The following is a 20324-nucleotide window of genomic DNA, read 5'->3' as shown; positions in this document are numbered from 1 at the left end:
GATCCTAGAATGGATGCCATGGCCGGGACCGAACAGAATGTGGCGCTGGTGACGCAGACGCTGATGGCCAACGCCAGTGGCGTCCTGGCCCGGCCGGAGGCACTTACCCTCCCCAGATTCCTCGATCTCTGCTCGCTCTGCGAGGCCACGGTTCTCCTCGACCGCATGGAGGCGTTGGGCGCCTCGGGCGAGTACGTCAGTGGCCTCAGCAGCCGGCTCGCTCGCGAGGGGCTGTACCGCACGTTTGCGCCGACTCTGTCGCGCGACGAACTCCGCCGGGTCGCGCTGCGACTGCCCGACGAACTCGCGACGCGGGTCAGGCACGGCAACGGCGACGACCCGTCCGAGGCCGGCGAGACCGGCGCGGTGGCCGGCCTGGACTACACGACGGGCCTGAACAATCTCCTCGCCCAGGTCGACGGGCTCGGCGGCTACGCCAGCGCAGGTGACGCTCTGGTGAAGGACCGGATGTACCGGGGCAACGGCTACCTGGTCGTGGCCGCCGCGCACGGCCTCGACTACTTTCCTGACTTCGACCGGGTGCCGTTCGTCGCCGGCACCCTGCAGAAGACCTACCGGTCGCTGCCGCGCCAGCTGTACGACAAGATCGCCGAATCGCTCGAAGAGCCGCTCACCGGAGGCGACGTCGTCGCCGAGTGGACGGCCATGTCGACGATCCCGATCCCGCCGATCGCCGCGCTCGTGCTGTCCCGCGCGTCCTGCCTCAAGGACATTCCCGAGCAGTTGCTCCGAGTCCGAGACGAGTTCAGCGGTTACCGTCGCTACTTCGGTGACTTCAAGGCCGAGTTGCAGGCCGCTGACACGATCCGCGAGCGTCGCAAGCTGCTGGCCCGCTACCGAACACTGCTGGAGGAGGCGAGCGGCCCGCGACGCGAGGCGGTCTCCGTGACCGAGATGCTCAACTTGACGGAGAAGGCGGTCAAGGTGGCCGCCGCCCCGGCCCTGCCGGCCAGCTACGGCGCCCTGCTGGTGACGCAGCCGGTCGACTGGATCAGCCGCTGGTGGCGCCGCCGCCCGCTGGCCATCCTGTTCCGCCTGGACAGCAAGATGCCCAAGCTCCCGGAGTACCAGCAGTTGGCGGCCCGCCTGTGGGGCCCCGGGCCTGCCTCCCGCCTGCACGACCAGGCCGCCGTGCACGGCGCCAACGTGCGGAAGCTCCTGTCCGAGGCCGAGGTGACCTTCCCGTAATAGCGCGGCTGCGCCGCGGCGCGCCCTGCCGGGCGGCGGCGGGCGGGGTTGGCCCCCGCCCGCCATCGCCCGACGGTCAGGTGACAGTGATGGTCAGGTTGAGCGAGCGGGTCTCCCCGCTGGTGTAGGTGACAGTCACCCGGGCGGTGAAGGTTCCCTTGCGGGGGTAGCTGTGGGTCGTCGACCGTAGTGTCGCCCCGTGCGTGCTGGCGCTGTTGTCACCGAAGTCCCACGTGTAGTCGGTGATGCTCTGCCCGGCCGGCGCTGTCGCCGTGGCGGTGAGCGTGGTGGTCAGCGGTGCGGCGCCGCCGGTCGGGTTGGCGGCCAGGGACAACGTCCCGCCCGGCTCCTGTTTGACCCCGGCGCCGTTGAACCGCAGCCAGTCCAGGGCGAGCAGGTCCGGGGTGCCATTGACCTGGGCGGCGTTGACGAACTTCGCGTACAGAGTGGTCGTGCCGGTGGGCTTGTTGGTCAGCGTGACGGTGGGGGAGACCAGGTTGTCCCACCCGCCGGTGGAGCCGATGGTGGCAGTGCCGATCAGCGTGCCGGTGGGCGAGCCGGTGCGCAGTTCGATGGTGCCGCCGAGCCCGCCGTTGGTCACCCCGAGCGTGACCGAGCCGACGTTGCGCAGGTCCGCCGGCCCGAACGCCACCCAGTCGTTGTGGTCGACCTCGCCGAGCCGCTTGCCGGCGCGGGCGGTGGCCCGGTCGTTGACGGTGACGCCGGACTGGGCGCTGAAGTGCTCGGCCTCCTTGCTCTTGGGCTGCAACTGCACGCGGGTCGAGCCGGTCAGCGCCGGTACGCCGCCGGCCGCGCCGCCGTCGGTGTACTGCGCGGTGATCAGGGTGTAGAGGTTCTGCCCCGGCCCGTGGCCGTCACCGGCGTCCGCCTCGGTGGCGAGCAGCCCGGAGCAACCGGTGTAGACGTCCAGCGGGTGGGCGTGCGAGTCGTGGCCGAGCTGCGTCTGCACTGTCACCTTTGCGCAGTCGATGGTGGTCTCCTCCGGGTCGGTGACCGTCACCGTGTACGGGATCTTGTCACCGAAGTCGAAGAACCCGCCGTCGGGAACGCTGATGGTCACCGTCGGTCGGGTGTTGCCGACCACCACGTCGGTGACCGCGGTGGCGGTCAACCCGTTGCCGCTGTTGCGCACGGTCAGCCGGGCGGTGTGCTTCCCGGCCGTCGAGTAGGTGTGGCTCGGGTTGGCGGCGGTGGAGTCGGTGCTGCCGTCGTTGGTGAAGTCCCAGGCGTAGCTGAGCGCCGACCCGTCACCGGCGGACGACCCGGCCGAGGAGAACGTCACAGCGAGCGGCGTACGTCCGCTGTCCGGGGTGGCGGCGATCTTCGCGGTCGGTGGCCGCCCATTGGCGACGTAGTCGATCCGGTAGATGCCCGCGCCGGCGTTGCTGCCGCCGCGACCGCTGCCGGTGCCCTCGCCGAAGTCGATGACGTAGAGCGAACCGTCCGGGCCGAACTCCGCCTCGAAGGGCTGGATCCAGCTCATGTTGCCGAAGATCCCGTTGATCGACTGAAGGTCACCCACGGCGGTCGGGCCGAAGCGCGCGTTGCCGAAGGTCTGCGCCGTCTTGTGGATCGACAGCGTCTTGAACCACCTGCGGGTCAGCTCGTAGGTGATCCACTTGCCCTCGAAGTACTCGGGGAACTTCGTGGTGCGGGTGTTGGCGGGGTCGTAGTCGTAGACCGGGCCGCTCATCGGCCCGCCACCGCCGGTGCCCAGCTCGGGGAACTGGGTAGAGGCGGAGTACGCGTACCAGACCAGCGCGGACTTCGCCGCCGGCAGGGTGGTCAGGCCGGTGTTGTTGGGTGAGTTGTTCACCGGTGCGGCGCAGTTGAACTTCGCCCCCGAGGTGTTGGTGGCGAAGTTGTAGTCGTTGAACGGGATGTTGTTGCCCACGCAGTACGGCCATCCGAAGTTGCCGGCGCTGGTGATCCGGTTGAACTCGACAGTCCCCTCCGGGCCACGGTTGGGGTCGGCGGCGCGGGCGTCCGGACCGTAGTCGGCCACCAGCACCGCGTTGGTCTGCGGTTCGATGGTGATCCGGAACGGGTTGCGCATGCCCATCGCGTAGATCTCCGGCCGGGTCCTCGCGGTGCCGGTCGGGAAGAGGTTGCCGCTGGGCACTGTGTACGTACCGTCGGATTGTGGGGTGATCCGCAGGATCTTGCCGCGTAGGTCGTTGGTGTTGCCGGCGGTGCCCTGGGCGTCCCAGGCGGCGCGGCCGGCGCGTTCGTCGACGGGGGTGTAGCCGCTGGAGGCGAACGGGTCGGTGTTGTCACCGATCGCCGCGTAGAGCCGCCCGGCCGCGTCCATGGCCAGCGACCCGCCCATGTGCGAGTTGGCCCGACCCTCACCCCGGTAGGTGGGGATGGTCAGCAGGCGTTTCTCCGAGGAGAGCGCGACGCTGTTGTTGGCGACAGTGAACCGGGACAGGTTGAGTTGTTTGAGGGTCTTGTCCGACCAGAGCAGGTAGATCCAGCCGTTGCTGGCGAAGTTGCGGTCCAGGGTCATCCCGAGCAGCCCGTCGGACTGGTCGGTCATCGCCGAGGTGTACGCGAAGTCCAGCAGCGTGGTGACCTGGAGGGTGTCGGAGTTGACCACCTTCAGCGCGCCGGTGCGTTGGATGTAGTAGACCTTTCGGTCCGGGCCGACGGCCAGCTCGAAGGGGTCGGCCAGGTTCTCGGTGACCAGCCCCACCCGTTCGAAGTTGCTGGTCTTGGTGGCCGAGCAGTCACCGGCGACAGCGCCGGCCGCCCACTCGATGCCGTAGCGCAGGTGCTCCAGGAACGTCGGGGTGCTGAACTGGGAGCTGGCGTGCCCGCCGGCGGTGAACCAGGACCGGCCGCCGTCGTAGCGCTGACACCAGGAGTACGCGTGGTCGACGCCCTCGTCCAGGCCGTTGATCCCGTCACGCACCTTGATCTGGGCCAGGGTGTGCACGTTGCCGGTCGGGTTGGTCCGCCAGTTGTACCACTCCTCGCTCTGCTCCCAGAGCTCCGGCAGGTTGCGCGTGGAGGGGTGCGCCCGGTCGAGCACCTTGACCCGGCCGGGGAAGGTGCCACCGGTGGACGAGAAGTCGGGATGGTAGTCGAAGATCGTGCCGACCAGGCCCTCGTACCACTGCCAGTCGCGTTCGCTGGCCGAGGCGGCGTGCAGGCCGGCCCAACCACCGCCGTTGCGGATGAACGTCTGCAACGCGGCCCGCTGGCTGGCGTTGAGCAGGTCGCCCGAGGTCGGGAGGCTGTTGGTGTTGTTGAACACGAGAGCGTCGAAGGTGGCGAGGTTGGCGTCGGTGAAGGCCGCCGCGTCGGTGGTGGCGACGACCTCGAAGTTGTGGGCGGCGCCGAGCTGCTGGATCGCGGCGATGCCGGCCGGAATCGAGTCGTGGTAGAAGTTGGTGATCTTGGAGAAGACCAGCACCCGGAAGCGCGGGGCGGCCTCGGCGGGCAGGGCGGTGGTGGTGCTCACCACGGCGGCGACGGCGAGCAGGATGAGGCAGAGCGAACGGAGGTTTCGGGGCATGGGGGCGCTCCCTGTCGGACGGTGAGGGGTCGGAAAGCGCTTTCTCGCTGCCCGCATCACGGTACTGACAGCCAGTGACGACCGTCAATAGCCCTGTGGTAAGCGGTTTCCCGCCCGGGTGGCGTCCGCGCGTCGGTGGGCCCCACAGGCCCATGGGTACGGCTGAGGATGTCCTCCGGATACGACCGGTGACTCTACGGATGCGGCGTGTCCCGTCGACCTGGGCAGGGGAAGCGCGCCACCTGCGTCGAACGTCGAGGCACGGGCCGGGCCCTTTCTGGGTCAGGCAAACGGCTTCGGGTCGAAGCTGATGCCGCCCCGATCGGCCATCCGGAGCACTCGACTGCCGTAACGCGGGGGTTGGCGCAGGTGGAGGGTGTACCCCGACGCCTGGAACCGCAGGTCCAGGTCGCGCCCCTCCAGGTGCCAGCAGGGCTCCCCTGACCGTGCGGGAGCCTCCCGGCGCAGGTCCTTCAACTCGAACGGCAGACAGACGGAGTGCAGGCTGCCGACGATGTCCCAGACGTTATGGAAGATCAACGTGGTCGGCGCGACCCAGAAGCGCACGTCCCGCATCGGCCCCGGATCGATCCGGCGCACGATGTAGTCGAGGTCGAGATGCAGCTCCAAGGCCGACGGTGCGGTGGGATCGAGGTCGTCGTCCTCCCGATAGTCCAGGGTCTGGTCCTCGGGCGGACCCTCGTCGTCGGTGACGGCGAGCGCGTGAATTCGGCAGTAATCCCAAGACGTCTCCACCAGGTCCTGATCCGTCAAGGTGGCCGTCCGGAGACCGGACTCAGGGTGCACATCCGTCGTCATGCAACGATTATCGCCAGGAACATCGACAGCGCCAGATGTCAGTCTGTGCGTGCCGCTTCCGCTGGCCGGGTGAAGAAGCGAACGATGTCTTCCGCCGCGGTGGGGGACAGCATCATCGCCTGGGCTCGTGCGGACATTTCGGCGATCGGGTGAATCCTGCTGAACATCGACTCTTCGTACGTCCGGATCGCCGAATTCGGGTCGGCGGGGTTGGCCGCGAGCTGGCTGGCGAGTTCCGCGGCGTCGAGCATGGCCTGGTTCGCGCCCTCGCCGACCGGTGGCATGAGGTGCGCGGCGTCGCCGATGAGGGTGACGCCCGGTCGGCTGGTCCAGCGCGTACCGATGGGCATCGCCTCGATCAGGCGTGGCGTCGGCGCGCCCTCGGCGGCCTCGATGAGCGCGGTGAGGCGGGGGTTCCAGCCGGCGAACATGTCCAGCAGGGCACGCTTACTGCGGTAAGTGTCGAGGGGCTGGTCCTCCGCGCGCAGCGAGATCCCGACCTGGAGGCTGCCGTCGCCGAGACGTTGCGCTGCCAGGATCTGGTTCACGCCGACACACCACAGGTTCCCGGGGCCGACCAACTCGGCGAGATCGGGATGCCGCCGGTCGACGTCTCCGACGCTGAGCTGCACGAGAGTCGCCACGTAGGACAGCTCGACGTCGGTCAGCAGTGACCGGACGACTGAGCGCGCGCCGTCCGCGCCGATGAGGACGTCGCAGCTGGTTCGGTGTCCGTCGTGGAACGTCAGTTCCCAGCCCTCGTCGGGTCGGGGGGTCGCCGCGACAAGCCGGTGCCGCCAGGCAACCGTGTCGCCGGGGAGGGAGCCGAGTAGGAGATCACGCAGTGCGCTCCGGTCGATCTCGGGACGTCCGGAGAATGAGTCAGGTTGCGGCTCGTGGTGCACCAGGGTGCGCCCGGTCGGGTCGAGGATGCGATGTTCCTCGCCGTCGGGCCGCGCCTTCGACCGGAATCGGCCGGCGAGACCCGCCTCGGCCAGGGCCAGTTGCCCGGACTCCGGGTGCAGATCGAGGGCGCCGCCCTGGGGCCGCGCGGATCGGCTTGCTTCCCGGTCGTACACCACCGCGTCGATGCCGTGTCGGTGCAGGATCCGAGCCAGCGTCAACCCGCCGAGTCCACCACCGGCGATCGCAATTCGCGTTCTCACTGCGCTACCGTACACTGTATTGGTGGATACACCGTACGGTAGTGGGCCGGTGCCCGTTTGGGAGCGGCCCGAACCTCAGCCGCGGGCGGTGCCGGTGTCGTTGAGCCGCGAGAAGATCGCCGCTACGGCGATCAGGCTTGCCGACGCACACGGCCTCGACGGGCTGTCATTGCGCAAGATCGCCAAAGAGCTCGGTGTCGGTCCGATGCGGCTCTACGACTACGTGATCAACAAGTCGGAGCTACTCGATCTCATGGTCGACGTCGTCTATGCCCGGATCGCCGAGGTGGACCAGAGCTCCGGGTGGCGCGACACGGTGCTGGCCATCGCCCACGCGACCCGCGATGCCGCCCTTGACCATGAATGGTTCTCCGACGTGCTCGGCGGACGGCCACACCTGGGACCACACGCGTTCGCCGTGGGCGAAGCAACCGCCGCGGCGCTCAGTGCGGCCCCCGGCGTGCGTGACATCGACGATCTCCAACGAGCCGTGGGCGCCCTCAACGCCTTCATCATCGGATCGGTCCGCAGAGAGGTCACCGAACGACGCACCGCACGTTCCACGGGCACCGATGAAGCTGCCTTCCAGGCCAGCCTCGGCCCCTACCTCACGCGCATGTTGAAAACCGGCAGGTACCCCACCGTGGCCAGGCTCGTCATCGACGGCGCCCACCTCAACGCTGAGGAGACCTTCGACCACAACCTGACCACCATCCTGGACGGCATTACCCGCCGACACCCAACGTGATTCGAAGCGCTGCGGCCAGCGCCTCGCGAGTCCAGACAGGAGCCCACGAGTGGACGTCAGCCTGGCGACGAGTTCCGGAAGGGCCGATCGGTCGAACGAGGACTTCGTCGGTGCGGTTCCCGGCGCTGTCGTCCTGCTCGACGGTGCCGGCATTCCGGGAGCCGAATCACTCTGCTCCCACGGCGTCGCCTGGTACACGCACCGCCTCGGTGGCGCGCTGCTCGGCCACCTGTCGCGCGGCGACGGGCGAGAGCTCGCCGCGATCCTCGCCACCGCCATCGGCGAGATCGCCGCCGAGCACGGCGACACCTGCGACATCGCGGACCCCAGCAGCCCGCAGGCCACCGTCGCGATGGTCCGCGCTCACCAGGACCGCGTGGACTGGCTCCTGCTCGCGGACTCCTTCCTCGTTGTCGACCAGGTCGACGGCGGCCCGCTGGTGATCACCGATGAGCGCGAGATGACTGCCCGGCGGGAATGCTCGGCGCCGCTGGCCGGCATTGCTCAGGAAACGCCGGAGTACGACCGGGTGCGAGCCTCCTGCGCCAGCGCGCTGCGTGCCCGCCGGAACAAGCCGGGCGGCTACTGGATCGCCAAGGACGACCCGCGCGCGGCGCGGGAAGCGGTGACCGGCAGCCGGTCCCTCGCCGACCTGAACGGTGTCGCGTTGCTCAGCAACGGTGCCAGCCGCATCGTCAGCCCGTACGGTCGGACCGACTGGCCGGGCGTGCTGGACCTGCTTCAGGCCAGCGGGCCGGCCGGCGTCATCGCCTGCGTCCGGCAGGCCGAGGCGCAGACCACCGGCGGCGCGGATGCGCACAGCCCGGACGACGCCACAGTGGCCCACTGCACGCACCTGCCGCGTTGAGCACCTGCCCGCAGAGTGCCGATGGTCCGTCCGTCGACTCGTGCCGCGGCAGCGTGTTCGGCTTCACGCGTGAGACGGGGGAGCTGCGACAGAGGCTCGGTCGTCCGACCCCTCCGGCACGGTGATCGGGGCCGCGATGATCCGGCTGGGCACCACTGGAGCGTCCCGGCCGGTGCCCCGCCGGCCGTCGCCACCGCCGGATTCCTCGTGGTAGTCCTGCTCCACGTTGACCGACCAGACGTCGTGCGTACTCCCGGTGGCGATGTTCTCGGCGGTGAGCATCGCGGTCAGCATCGAGTGATCCTGGTTGTTGTAGCGGTGCATGCCGTTGCGGCCCACCGGGTGGACGTTAGGCACCGCCTCGGTCAGCCAGGCCCGGATCACGTCCACGTTGTGCTGGTAGCGCTCGTCGTACACCGGGTAGGCCTTGGGCATGCGCACGACGTAGCCGGCCTCCACCACGCCGGGTCGAACCAACCCCAACCGCTCCAGCTCCGCGGTGGCGAGGGCCACGAGGTCGGCATCCGGGGTACGCCACATCTCGTCGTCCTCGAACACGAAGTACTCCAGGCCCAGGCAGGTGCGGCCGTCCTTGACCAGGTACGGCGACCAGGAGCCGAAGTTCTGGATCCGGCCCACCCGTACCCCCGGGTCGTGCACGTAGATCCAGTTGTCCGGGAACGAGAACTCCGCCGGTACGACCAGGGCGACAGTCAAGAAGTCGCGGTAGCGCAGGTCGGCCGCGCAGGCCAGCACCTCCGGCGGCGCCGGCGGATGGAGCGCGGTCACCAGCTCCGAGATCGGCATGGACGAGATCACGTGGTCGGCAGCTTCGGTACGCTGCCCGCCCGCGCCGTTGACCGTCACGCTGATCGCCCGCCGACGGGCCGGGTCGCGGTGCACGGCGGTGACCCAACTGCCGGTGGACAGTTGCCCGCCCCGCTCGCGGACCTGCTCGGCGCAGCGCTCCCACATCATCCCGGGCCCGTACTTCGGGTACTGGAACTCCTCGATCAGGCTGGTCACGTCGGTGCGTCGACGCCGGGGCAGTAGCGCGTTGCGGATCGCCGTGGCCAGCGACAGATTTTTGATCCGCTGCGCTGCCCAGTCGGCCTGCAAACGGTCCGCCGGCATACCCCAGACCTTCTCGGTGTACGTCTTGAAGAAGATCGAGTACAGCCGCCAGCCGAACCGGGCCGACACCCAGCCCTCGAAGTGTGACTGGTCCCGTGGCGGCCGCAGCCGGGCCCGGGCGTACGAGCCGAGGCAGCGGGCGGCCTCCGGCAGACCCAGGTTGCGCAGCGCGTTCATGGCGCTGAGCGGGTAGTTGAACAGGGCGCCCCGGTAGAAGATGCGGCTCATCCGGGGCCGGGTCAGGAAGTCCTCGTCCGGCAGGATCTCGTGCCAGAACGCCTCCACCCGGGGCACCTTGGTGAAGAACCGGTGCCCGCCGATGTCGAACCGCCACCCGTCGCGCTCCACGGTCCGACTGATCCCGCCGACCACCTCGTCGGCCTCGAAAACCTGAACCGACCGGCCGTGCCGGAGCAGTTCGTACGCCGCTGTGAGCCCGGCCGGCCCCGCACCGATGACCACCGTGCCGTTCTGCTCGCTCATGCTGACGCGCTCCCTGCTCAGCGCCATGATTGAGGCGCGGCGTCTACCCGCTATGGGCAGAATGTCACACTTAGCGATAGCTGGTCCTCGCTTCGGCGGGGCGCGCTGCGGCGTACCACGAGAAGAGCGACTTCCCCGCGCGGCCGGCGGACCGGGGGAGCGGGGAAGCGGGGCGGATGGACCGGTGGCGCAGCGGCGCGGCGACCCTGGCCGCCCGGGCGGCCGCGGCCGGCCGCGGCGGAGCGCGCCTGGCCCGCCGGGTGCCGGCGCCCTGGCCGTACGTCATCAGCCTGTTCCTCGGCGCGAAGCTGCTGCTCACCCTGCTCGGGCTGCTGGCCCTGCACGCCTGGGACGACATCCCCGGCGCGCCGCCCGCCGACGAGACGTTGATGTGGGCGCAACAGCGGGACATCTCCGGGCACCGGTGGATCTCCTTCTGGTTCGCCTGGGACTCGCTGCTCTACCTGCGGCTGAGCGAACTGCCGCTGACCGGGCCGTGGCGAGACTTCGGATTCCCGCTGCTGTACCCGTTCCTGGCCCGGCCCCTCGGCGCGGTGCTCGGTGGCGACAACGCCCTCGCCCTGCTGGTGATCAGCAACGTCGCGTTCCTGCTGGCGCTCTGGTACGGCTACCGGCTGGCGGAACTGCTTCTCGGCGACGCGGACACCGCCCGCCGGTTCACCCGGTACCTGGTGCTGCTGCCGACCGCGTTCCTGTTCCAGGCCGCGCTGACCGAGTCGCTCTTCGTCTGCCTAGCGTTGGCCGCCTTCTACTACGCCGAGCGACACCGGTGGCTGCTGGTCGGCGTGATCGGCTACTTCCTGGCGATGAGCCGCTCCGTCGGCCTGCTCGTGGCGCTGCCGCTGGCCCTGGTGCTGCTCCGCCAGCACGACTGGCGGCTCGGCCCGCGCGCACTGCTCGGCTACCTCCGGATCGGCTGGCCGTTGGTGCTGCTACCCGCCGGATGGTTCACCTTCATGGCGTACTGCCGGTGGCGGGGTGGGGACTGGTTCGCCTACCAGCACGCCCAGGAGACCGGATGGGGCATCACGGTGCAGAACCCCGTCCGGGTGCTGCTCAACGGGTTGACCGGGGAGCCGCGCGACGCCGCTCGGGCGTGGTTCGCCGTGGCCGTCCTGGCCGTGCTGGTCGCCGGGTTCCGCCGCAGGGAGCTGGCCTACCTGGTGTACGGCGTTCTCATGGTGCTGGTGCCGCTGTCGATGGGCCCGCCGGTGTACAAGAGCCTACTGCGCTACCTGCTCGCCGCCTTTCCGGTGGCGCTGGTGCTGGCCCGCTGGGCTCGCCACGCCAGCGTCGACGTGTGGCTGACCGCGACGCTCGCCGTGGTGCAGGGCGTGCTGTTCGTGCTCTGGCTCAGCTACTGGACCCACATGATCATCTGATTGAGGCTGCCGTCGGCCGGGCAAGATGTACGCGATGACCGAGCCACGGGTACGCCTCGACGACCTGGGCGCCTGGCTGATCAAGGGCAACGCGGACCTGGTCGACCTCGCCGCCCGGTTCGCCCGTGAGCCACTGGTGACGAGCTGGTGCGTGCGTCCCGGCTACCGGGCGCGGTTCATGCGCGCCGGGCAGCCGGTGGTCTTCTGGGCCAGCGGCAGCCGGGGCCGACTGCCGTACGGAGTGTGGGGCGTCGGGCGGGTCACCGGGGCGGCCCAACCAGGCGCGCCGGGGCAGCCGTGGTCGGTACCGCTCAATCTGCCCATCCTCGCCGAACGGGACCGGGTGTCCCGGCTGCTGTTGCGCGCCGACGACCGGCTCGCCGCCCTGGAGGTGTTCCGTCAGCCGCAGGCCGCCAACCCCTCCTACCTGACCGTGGCCCAGTTCGCCGCGCTACAGACCCACCTGTCGGCGTGAGCCCGGAGGGCGGCCGTGCCTCGACCGAGGTGCCTGTGCGAGCCTGCTACCGACGTGAGAAGCGCATTGAGTGGAGGCCCGGTGTTCGCCCTGCCGCTGACCGAGGACGTCGAGCTGCGCCCGCTGAACCCGTGGCGGGCCGAGGAGTTCCTCGCCCACCTCGATCGGGCCCGTGAGCACATCCAGCCCTGGGTGTCGCCGTCCTTCGTCGCCACCGACCTGCCGTCGGCCCGTGCGGTGTTGCAGCGCTACGCCGACCTCTGGGCCAGCGACAGCGGTGGCATCTGGGGGCTGTGGTGGCGGGGCACGCTCGTCGGTGGGGTGATGTTCGTGTCGTTCGACGTGACCCGGGGCGTCTGCGAGGTCGGTTGCTGGGTGGAGCCGGCGGCGCAGGGCAGAGGCATGGTCGCCCCGGCAGTGCGCCGGATCGTCGACTGGGCGGTGCGCGAGCGCGGCATCCAGCGGGTGGAATGGCGTACCAACGCCGACAACACCCGCAGCAAGGCCCTCGCCGACCGGCTCGGCCTGCGCCTAGACGGCACGCTGCGCCAGGTCAGCCCGGGTCCGCACGGTCGGATCGACCTTGAGGTCTGGTCGGTGCTGGCCGACGAGTGGTCCGCCCGCCACGCACCGTCCACTGACGACGGCGAATAGTTGTCATACCCGCGCGGCACCATGCATCCATGGCCGTCCCCGCGCTCACCCCTCATTCCGACCCGCCGCGTTCCGTGCCGCTGCGTGAGGCGCGCACCCGGTTCAGCCAGCTCGTCGCGCTGGCCGAGCTGACCGACGCGGTCACCGTCGTCACCCGCGACGGCGATCCCCGCCCGGTCGCCGCGATCGTCCCCGCCGCAGCCGCCCGCAGCGGCGCCCACGCCCGCGCCGACGCCGACCGGCTCGCGACGGTCACCGCCGGCTGGGCCCGCCGCCTCGAGGAGCAGCACCGACGCAGCACACAACGGCACGCCGCTGAGCTTGGCGCGGTCCGCGCGGCGCTGGCCGAGGCGTGGGCCGAGCTGGACAGCCGGGTCGTCCCGGGCAGCGACCCGACGCTGGCCCGGCTGCGTGCCGCACACGCCGACCTGCTCGCCGGCTGACTCGCGTCCGCGCCGGCCGGCGGTCGTCGGGTCAACCGGTGGCCGGGTACGCGTGGGTCTCGGTCGCCTTGACCGCCACCCAGACCCGCTGGCCGGGGATCAGCCGCAGCTGGGCGGCGGCGGCCGGCGTGACGTCGGCGGCCACCCCGATCGGCCCGTCCAGTTGCACCCGCACGTTGTCACCGTGGCGCTGCACGCCGGCCACAGTGCCCGCCCAGGTGTTCCGTGGGCTGCCCTCCGGCCGGGCCGGGTGCAGAGCCACCGCAGCCGGACGGAACGCCACGAACGCTTCGCCGTCCAACCGGTCGGCGACCGTGAGGGTCAGCTCCGGCGACACCCGCACCCCGTGCCCGTCGGCGCGACCCCGGTACAGGTTCAGCCCGACCAGCCGGGCGACGTAATCGGTGCGCGGGCGGGCGGTGACGCTCGGCCCGTCGCCCTCCTGCACCACCCGGCCACCCTCGACGATGACCAGTCGGTCGGCCAACGCCAGCGCGTCCAGCGGGTCGTGGGTGACCAGCACCGTCGCGCCCGCGTGCGCCGACAGGTGCCGGTGCAGCTCCGCGCGGGTGTCCAGCCGGGTGCGGGCGTCCAGCGCGGCGAGCGGCTCGTCCAACAGCAGCAGCGACGGCGCCACGGCCAGCGCGCGGGCCAGCGCCACCCGCTGCGCCTGGCCGCCGGAGAGCTGCCGCGGCCGGCGCTGCGCCTGCGCGTCAAGCCCCACCCGACCCAGCCACTCCCGGGCCGTGGCGCGGGCGGCCCGCCGCTCGACGCCGTGCCGGCGCGGCCCGAAGGCCACGTTGTCCAATGCGCTGAGGTGCGGAAAGAGCAGGTAGTCCTGGAAGACCACGCCGATCGACCGGCGTTCGGTGGGCACCCAGCCGCCGGTCGCCGGGCGGTCCAGGTCGATGTCGTCGAGGGTGACGTGCCCGTCGGTGAGGGGATGCAGCCCGGCCAGCGCCCGCAACGCGGTGGTCTTGCCGGCGCCGTTCGGGCCGAGCAGCGCCACCACCTCGCCCGGCGCGACCCGCAGCGGCACGTCGAGCCGGAAGACACCCCGGTCGACGACGAGTCGCGCGTCGAGAAGTCGGTCGCTCATGCGGTGGTCATCCAGCGCTCCCGCAACGCCACCAGGATGGCCACCGACACGACGAGCAGCACCAGGCTGAGCACGATCGCCGACTCCAGGTCCGTCTCCAACGCCAGGTAGACGGCGAGCGGCATGGTCTGCGTCCGACCGGGGTAGTTGCCGGCGAAGGTGATGGTGGCACCAAACTCGCCGAGCGCCCGCGCCCAGCAGAGCACCGCCCCGGCGGCCAGACCGGGCGCCACCAGCGGCAGCGTGACGTGGGTGAAGGTGGTCCACCGGCTGGCGCCCAACGTCGCCGCGGCCTCCTCGAAGCGGTGGTCGGCGGCGCGTAGCGCACCCTCCACGGCGATCACCAGGAACGGCATGGCGACGAACGCCTCGGCCAGCACGACACCCGTGGTGGTGAAGGGCAGGGTGATGCCGAACGTGCTGTCGAGCCAGCCGCCGAGCAGGCCGCGCCGGCCGAAGACCAGCAACAGCGCCACCCCACCGACCACCGGCGGCAGCACCAGCGGCACGGTGACCAGCGCGCGTACCAGCCGACGGCCCGGAAACTCGACCCGGGCCAGCAGCCAGGCGAGCGGCACCCCGAGCAGCAGGCAGAGCGCGGTGGCCAGGGTGGCGGTCTGCACCGACAGCCGCAGTGCGGTCAACGCCCCCGGCTCGGTGAGCCGCTCCGGCAGTGTCGTCCACGGCGCCCGGATCAGCAGCCCCGCCAACGGCAGGACGAGAAACAGCAACCCCAGCCCGGCGGGGATCAGCAGCGCCGCCGGCACCCGCCCCCGCCGTCGGCGCGTGGCCGGGCGCCCGCGGGGTGCGTCGTGGTCGTGGACCTGCCTCACGGAGCCTGGAACCCCGCCTCGGCGAGGACCGCCTGCGCCGGCGCCGAGCGGACGTACGCGACGAAGGCCCGTGCGCCGTCCGGATTCGGCGCGTCCTTCAACGCGACGATCGGGTAGTCGTTGACCGCCCGCGCCGACTCGGGAAACTCCACGCCGGTCACGTCGGCGCTCGTCGCCCGCGTTTCCGTTCGGTAGACCAGTGCCGCGTCGACCTCGCCGAGCTTCACCTTGGCGAGCGCACCCTTGACGTCCCGTTCCAGGGTGACCGGCGTCAGCGCGACGCCGGCCGCGTCCAGCGCGGTGCGGGCCGCCGCGCCGCAGGGCACCTGAGCGGCGCAGAGCGCCACCTTCACACCCGGGCTGGTGAGGTCGGCCAGGCCGCCCACCGCCTTCGGGTTGCCCCGGGGCACCGCGATCACCAGCTGGTTGCGGGCGAAGACGCTCGGCGTGCCGTCGGCGTCGCCGGCCTTGATGACCGTGGTCATGTTCGTCGCGGCGGCCGAGGCGAACACGTCCGCCGGCGCGCCCTGGGTGATCTGGTTGGCCAGGGCGGAACTGCCGGCGACGTTGAGGGTCACGCGACTGCCCGGGTTGGCGGCCTCGAAGTCCTTCCCGATGCGGGTGAACGACTCGGTCAGCGAAGCGGCTGCGAACACGGTCACCGGGCCGGTCACCCGCCCGTCCCCACCGCTGCCGGTTGCCCGGCCGTCACCCGCGCCGCAGCCGGTCACCGCCAGGCCGGCCGCCACCAGAACGGCCATCGCCGTACGCCTGCTCCGCGCGTTCATCCGCCCGACCATCCCCGCGTTCATCTGGCCGACCGTCCGCGCGCCGGGACGGGTGCGGCCCGCTCCACCACGACCGTGGTCGACTTGATCACCGCAACGGCCACCGAACCGACCCGCAGGTCTAGCTCGTCGACGGCCTCCCGGCTCATCAGCGACACGACCCGGAACGGGCCCGCCTGAATGTCGACCTGGGCCATCACCGTGTCCTTACGGACGTCGACGACGATGCCGCGCAACCGGTTGCGGGCCGACGAGAACTCGGCGCCCGCGTCCGGGTCGGTGGCCTGAGCGCGAGCGAACGACGCCAGGTCGACGCCGTCGACGACCCGGTGGCCGTGCTCGTCACGCCCAGCCGTCAGGCGCCCGGCGTCCACCCAGCGGCGAATGGTGTCTGCGCTGACGCCGAGCAGATCGGCCGCCTCCCCAATCCGGTACGTCGTCACCCGCTCACCCTAGAGCCCGCATCTGCCAGCGCGAAAGCCTGGCATGGCCAGCAACCGCGTTTATTGAAGGCCGCAAAGCCAGCATTTGCGCCCGCCCGCTCGGTCTGAACGCCGACGGCTCCCTGGGGCGCTCCCGCAAGATCGCGCTCGAACCAGGAAGTGGCGGTGTCGGCGTATCGATGAGACCACCTGGTGCGAGCACGATCTGGGGTGCGGGGTGCGGGGTGCGGGGTGCCCCAAAACCCGCGCCCGGTCGGTCGGGCACGGTGTCTGTAGTCAAGATCCGCGCAATATCAGGGATGTTGCTGCCTCTCCCGCGTCGAAGGCAGCAACATCCGGGAAGTTGCGTAGATCTTGGGCCGTCGCCGTCGCCGTCGCCGTCGCCGTGCCGTCGCCGTCGCCGTGACCGTCGCCGTCGCGACCGTGACCGTCGCTGTCGCCGTGGCCGTGGCCGTGGCCGTGGGGTGCGCGGCGGCGGGTTCGCGTGAGCCCGCCCGCCGCGACGGTCAGCAGTTGCGGAGTTCGGGGGACTGGTTGAGCAGTTGGCCACGGGTCGACACGAAGCGGCGGTAGCGCTCGCCGTCGACGGCCGACGGGCGGAACGCGGCGACACGGTGGCAGTTCTGGAAGGCCAGGCGTACGCCGAAGTGTCGCTCCAGGCCGGCGCGGATCGCGTCGCTCGCCAGCACGCGGAGCAGTTGACCACGGTCGGCGTCGGTGGGCGGCGGGACGACGTTGTCGGCCAGGTCGGCGTCGCCGGCCTCCAGTTCCGCGACCACCCGGCTGACGGTGGCCCAGGCGTACGGCAACGAGTCACGGACGCAGGCGATGAACGCCTCGTCGTCGATGGGGCCGCGTTCGGCGGCGTCGAGCAGGGCGGGCGGGACGGTGAGTGACATGGTTTTCCTCCACTTCATCTAATGATTACCGTTTTCAATAACGGCGTCGACTGAGCAGACCACGTCTCTCGGACGACGTCAACGATGTCCCGGCGCGCCACGCCGCGTCCCACACGCGAAGCACAGGCGAACGCGCCTGCGAAGCGCCTGTGTGAGGGCGCCCGCGAGAGCACGCGTGCGGAGGCGCCCGCGAGAGCACGCGTGCGGAGGCGCCCGCGAGAGCACGCGTGCGGAGGCGCCCGCGAGAGCACGCGTGCGGAGGCGCCCGCGAGAGCACGCGTGCGAAAGGCGCAGGCGAAAACGCGCACGCGAAGGCGCCAGCGAAAACGCGCATGCGAACGGCGCCAGCGAAAAACCGCATGCGAAGGCGACTGCACGCAGCGCGTGCGACGGCGCTCGCGAAGAGAGCCCGCGAAGGGCCCTGCGAATGCGCCCCCCACTGAGCGGCGCGCGGACGACCCGTTGCGGCGTCAGGGCCGGCGGGGGTGGCCCTTGAGGTGCCGGCCCAACTCGCGGGCGATCTCCCGGTTGGCGTCGCGCTCGGCCAGCGTCTGCCGCTTGTCGTAGGAGCGCTTGCCCTTGGCGAGAGCCAACTCGACCTTGGCGAAGCCGTTCTCGAAGTACATCGACAGCGGGACGAGGGTCACTCCGCCCTCGCGGACCTTGTCCAGGATCCGGTCGATCTCGGCCCGATGCAGCAGCAGCTTCCGGTTGCGGCGCGGGGCGTGGTTGGTCCACGTGCCGTAGGCGTACTCGGCGATGTGCAGGCCGTACAACACGATCTCGCCGTCGCGCTCGTGCGCGAACGCGTCCACCAGCGAGGCCCGCCCCTCGCGCAGCGATTTCACCTCGGTGCCGACCAGCACGATGCCCGCCTCGTACGTGCGCAGCACTGTGTACTCGTGCCGGGCCTTCTTGTTCGAGGCGATCAACCGGCGTGCGGGCGGCTTGGACGGGGTCACCAGGCGACGATATCGGGCCGCCGGGGCGGTCGTACCGGCCGGTTCAGCCGCGCGCCGGGCGTAGTCGCGCGGTCAGGTCCCGTACCGCGTCCGAGAACGCCTCCTGCGACTCACACGGCCAGTGTCCCAGGATCGGTGGGGGAACGCTGTCGCTGGGCGCCGGCACCACGTCCTGCGGGTCGGTCAACCGCCGGTCCACCGTCGCGGCCGGCCCGGTCAGCGTCTCGGCCTCCCCGGGACGGTGCGAGGCGAAGATCCACCCGCCGATCGGGTCGGTGTCGCGCCACAGGTTGATCCAGCGCCAGCCGATCCGTTCGCCGATCTCCCGCAGCGCCGGCTCGTCGGCGTACGCGGGGAACAGCCGGGAGTACAGCCGGCCCAGCGGTGACCCGTAGGTCAGCAGGGCGACCCGCTCGGTGATCCGGGTGGGCAGTTGCAGGACCGTGGCGGCGAGCAGCACCGAGCCGTGGCTGTGTCCGGCCAGCAGCACCCCCTGCCCCTGCTCCACCAGGTAGGTGATCCGCTTGGCCAGCTCCGGCACGGCCCGCTCGGCGTAGCAGGGCGGCGCGAACGGGTGCGCCGCCCGGGGCCAGAAGGTGCCCAGATCCCAGAGCACCCCCACGTACCGACGGAACTGCGCCGTCCGGTACGCGAAGATGCCGCCCACCACCAGGCCGAGCAGGATCGCGGCGATCACGTAGCTACCCGAACCGATCAGGAAGTTGACCATGCCCTCCGGCACTCCGACGTAACGCTGCGCCACGTCGCCCGGTAGGAGTTGGAGCAGGCCGAGCACGCTGGTGGCCAGGCCGAGCGCCGCCAGGCCGGCGTACACCACGGAGAGCGGTTCCAACCGTTCGGTGAAGCGGGCCCGGGCCACCGCCTGCTCGACCCGTCGCAGCCGCGCCGCCGCCTGCGGCGGCGCGTCCGGGAAGTCGGCGGCCACGATCGCCCGCGCGGCCCGCCGTCGCCCGCGACGGGTCACCCTGGTGACCAGGCCGGCCACCAGCAGAGCGGTCACCACCGCAAGGAAAAACCCGAAGATCGCCCACTTGTACGCCAGGGGAGGGCTGGTCGCCAGCCTGTCCGCGGTCGTCCCCTCGCGGTCGAGCAGGTCCGCCACCCGGTAGACCAGTTCGGCGGAGAACGCCACGGCGAGCCCGGCCGAGATCGTGATGAAGACCGGCGCTCCCAGCGCGCGTATGGGTGACCCGCTCTGCCCGCCGCCCCGCCGCCAGATCACCAGGGCGGCGAGCGCGACCACCAGCACCGTCTGGCTGACGAACAGCCAGGCCACGATCGCGCCGTAACCGGGCAGCGCACCGCCCTGTGGCCACGGCGCCGGGCTGATGACGATGTGCACGATCACCAGCATCGTCAGGCCGCAGGCGATGGTGCGCAGTCCGCGGAAGACGCCGTCCACCCGGGGCGAGGGGTCGGTGCGGTCGATGCTCGGCACCACGGTGACCAGGACCAGGCAGGCCAGCAGCATCGCACCGGTGGCCGTCAGCAGGATCACCATCACCCACGAGCGGTGCTGGCTGGCTCGCGCGGCCAGCAGGCTGGCGCTCAGCGTGGCGAACGCCGCCGCGACGTGGACCGAGCGCAACCGGCCCACCAGCGGCTCGCCGTCCCACTGGCCGACGGCGCTCAACTGGTGTTTCGACGTCGGCGTCGACGGCGTCCGGAACGCGTCGAACGAATGGCCCGGGCGGGCGCCCAGCCACCAGACGAGCCCGATGGCGGCGACCGGCACGAGCGCCAGCACACCCAGGCGCAGCCCGATCGGGCGTCCGCCGAGCCAGGACAGCGAGCTCCGGCCGGCCAGGCACGACGGGGTGCCCATGCAGCGCCACGCGATCAGGTCCAGCGCCACCCCGACGATGGAGAGCACGTAGAGCACGGTGAGGGTGAGCGCGAGCACCCGGCACAGCGCCATGAAGCCGCGCTGCGAGACGGTGTTCGCCGGGCGCATCCAGAGCGCCACGTTGCACAGCATGAACGGGAGCAGGAAGACCAGCGACAACGTCCGCACGGCCGTGCCGGACGGCAGGTCGCTCCAGCGGTACGCCTCCAGCGTCACCCCGTCCGTCCCGGTGGAGTCCGGATAGCCGGGACGGGGTCGGTAGAACCCGCCGCTGCGGTCCCCGGCGACCTGGTGCACGTGCGGCCGGTCCAATACCTGGTCCGCGCCCGCGCCGGAGACACCGTGCACCCGCAACTCGACGATTCCGCTCGACGGCGTCGGTGCGGTCGGTGTCGCGTCCGCCATGGGCCCCCCGAGGTGTGCGCGGCAACCGGGCGGGTCGTCGATGTCCGGCCACCCGCGCGGCTCCCCGGCTTACCCATCCCCGAGG

General features: G+C 71.1%; 18 protein-coding genes. 7 read left to right on the top strand and 11 right to left on the bottom strand.

Annotation, left to right across the window (positions count from 1 at the left end; translation table 11 throughout):
• The first annotated feature begins 18 nt into the window (after positions 1–18).
• Positions 19–1209, top strand: coding sequence for a hypothetical protein (locus ACIA47_RS01365; protein ID WP_396704463.1), 1191 nt, complete (start codon positions 19–21; stop codon positions 1207–1209).
• A 76-nt stretch (positions 1210–1285) separates the two neighbouring features.
• Here the strand turns inward: ACIA47_RS01365 and ACIA47_RS01360 are convergent, their stop codons facing one another.
• From ACIA47_RS01360 to ACIA47_RS01350, 3 genes are all read right to left on the bottom strand, one after another.
• A complete protein-coding gene (locus ACIA47_RS01360; protein WP_396704461.1) occupies positions 1286–4750 on the bottom strand; it encodes a ThuA domain-containing protein in 3465 nt (1154 codons plus the stop codon).
• 282 nt (positions 4751–5032) lie between these two features.
• Entirely contained in the window at positions 5033–5506 is a 474-nt protein-coding gene (locus ACIA47_RS01355; RefSeq protein ID WP_396704459.1) for a hypothetical protein, read from the bottom strand.
• Positions 5507–5607: 101 nt separating this feature from the next.
• A complete protein-coding gene (locus tag ACIA47_RS01350; protein WP_396704457.1) occupies positions 5608–6735 on the bottom strand; it encodes an FAD-dependent oxidoreductase in 1128 nt (375 codons plus the stop codon).
• A 49-nt stretch (positions 6736–6784) separates the two neighbouring features.
• Here ACIA47_RS01350 and ACIA47_RS01345 point away from each other — a divergent pair, with 49 nt between their 5' ends.
• Together ACIA47_RS01345 and ACIA47_RS01340 are read left to right on the top strand one after the other, a co-directional pair.
• A complete protein-coding gene (locus ACIA47_RS01345; protein ID WP_396704455.1) occupies positions 6785–7483 on the top strand; it encodes a TetR/AcrR family transcriptional regulator in 699 nt (232 codons plus the stop codon).
• 49 nt (positions 7484–7532) lie between these two features.
• Positions 7533–8351 carry a hypothetical protein gene (locus tag ACIA47_RS01340; RefSeq protein WP_396704453.1) on the top strand — a complete coding sequence of 273 codons (819 nt, stop codon included), beginning with the start codon at positions 7533–7535 and terminating at the stop codon, positions 8349–8351.
• Between the two features lie 63 nt (positions 8352–8414).
• Here ACIA47_RS01340 and ACIA47_RS01335 read toward each other — a convergent pair whose 3' ends face one another.
• A complete protein-coding gene (locus tag ACIA47_RS01335; RefSeq protein ID WP_396704451.1) occupies positions 8415–9968 on the bottom strand; it encodes an NAD(P)/FAD-dependent oxidoreductase in 1554 nt (517 codons plus the stop codon).
• A gap of 176 nt (positions 9969–10144) precedes the next feature.
• Here ACIA47_RS01335 and ACIA47_RS01330 point away from each other — a divergent pair, with 176 nt between their 5' ends.
• The 4 genes from ACIA47_RS01330 to ACIA47_RS01315 all read left to right on the top strand — a co-directional run bounded on the left by ACIA47_RS01330 (position 10145) and on the right by ACIA47_RS01315 (position 12943).
• Positions 10145–11371 carry a hypothetical protein gene (locus ACIA47_RS01330; RefSeq protein ID WP_396704449.1) on the top strand — a complete coding sequence of 409 codons (1227 nt, stop codon included), beginning with the start codon at positions 10145–10147 and terminating at the stop codon, positions 11369–11371.
• Positions 11372–11405: 34 nt separating this feature from the next.
• A complete protein-coding gene (locus ACIA47_RS01325) occupies positions 11406–11846 on the top strand; it encodes a hypothetical protein (RefSeq protein ID WP_396704447.1) in 441 nt (146 codons plus the stop codon).
• An 81-nt stretch (positions 11847–11927) separates the two neighbouring features.
• Complete coding sequence (locus ACIA47_RS01320) at positions 11928–12500, top strand: GNAT family N-acetyltransferase (RefSeq protein WP_396704446.1); 573 nt, start codon at positions 11928–11930, stop codon at positions 12498–12500.
• A gap of 29 nt (positions 12501–12529) precedes the next feature.
• Positions 12530–12943: a type II toxin-antitoxin system Phd/YefM family antitoxin gene (locus ACIA47_RS01315; RefSeq protein WP_396704444.1), complete on the top strand. Its 414-nt coding sequence runs from the start codon at positions 12530–12532 to the stop codon at positions 12941–12943.
• A gap of 31 nt (positions 12944–12974) precedes the next feature.
• Here the strand turns inward: ACIA47_RS01315 and ACIA47_RS01310 are convergent, their stop codons facing one another.
• The 7 genes from ACIA47_RS01310 to ACIA47_RS01280 all read right to left on the bottom strand — a co-directional run bounded on the left by ACIA47_RS01310 (position 12975) and on the right by ACIA47_RS01280 (position 20239).
• Positions 12975–14042, bottom strand: a complete 1068-nt coding sequence (locus ACIA47_RS01310) for an ABC transporter ATP-binding protein (RefSeq protein ID WP_396704442.1) — start codon at positions 14040–14042, stop codon at positions 12975–12977.
• On the bottom strand, positions 14039–14875 hold the full coding sequence (gene modB / locus ACIA47_RS01305) for a molybdate ABC transporter permease subunit (protein WP_396704440.1): 837 nt from the start codon (positions 14873–14875) through the stop codon (positions 14039–14041). The genes ACIA47_RS01310 and modB overlap by 4 nt, the downstream gene beginning before the upstream one ends.
• Entirely contained in the window at positions 14872–15663 is a 792-nt protein-coding gene (gene modA / locus ACIA47_RS01300) for a molybdate ABC transporter substrate-binding protein (protein WP_396705321.1), read from the bottom strand. The genes modB and modA overlap by 4 nt, the downstream gene beginning before the upstream one ends.
• A gap of 20 nt (positions 15664–15683) precedes the next feature.
• Positions 15684–16106, bottom strand: a complete 423-nt coding sequence (locus ACIA47_RS01295) for a molybdopterin-binding protein (RefSeq protein ID WP_396704438.1) — start codon at positions 16104–16106, stop codon at positions 15684–15686.
• 506 nt (positions 16107–16612) lie between these two features.
• Positions 16613–17005, bottom strand: coding sequence for an SCO5389 family protein (locus tag ACIA47_RS01290; RefSeq protein ID WP_396704435.1), 393 nt, complete (start codon positions 17003–17005; stop codon positions 16613–16615).
• Between the two features lie 470 nt (positions 17006–17475).
• A complete protein-coding gene (gene smpB / locus ACIA47_RS01285; protein ID WP_124856073.1) occupies positions 17476–17967 on the bottom strand; it encodes an SsrA-binding protein SmpB in 492 nt (163 codons plus the stop codon).
• A gap of 43 nt (positions 17968–18010) precedes the next feature.
• Positions 18011–20239, bottom strand: a complete 2229-nt coding sequence (locus ACIA47_RS01280) for a hypothetical protein (RefSeq protein ID WP_396704432.1) — start codon at positions 20237–20239, stop codon at positions 18011–18013.
• Positions 20240–20324: the final 85 nt, after the last annotated feature.

This window comes from Micromonospora sp. NPDC051227, from assembly GCF_044455385.1.
Taxonomy (GTDB): domain Bacteria; phylum Actinomycetota; class Actinomycetes; order Mycobacteriales; family Micromonosporaceae; genus Micromonospora.
Note: the sequence above shows the minus strand (reverse complement) of the source record. Positions and strands in the feature narration are given on the sequence as shown.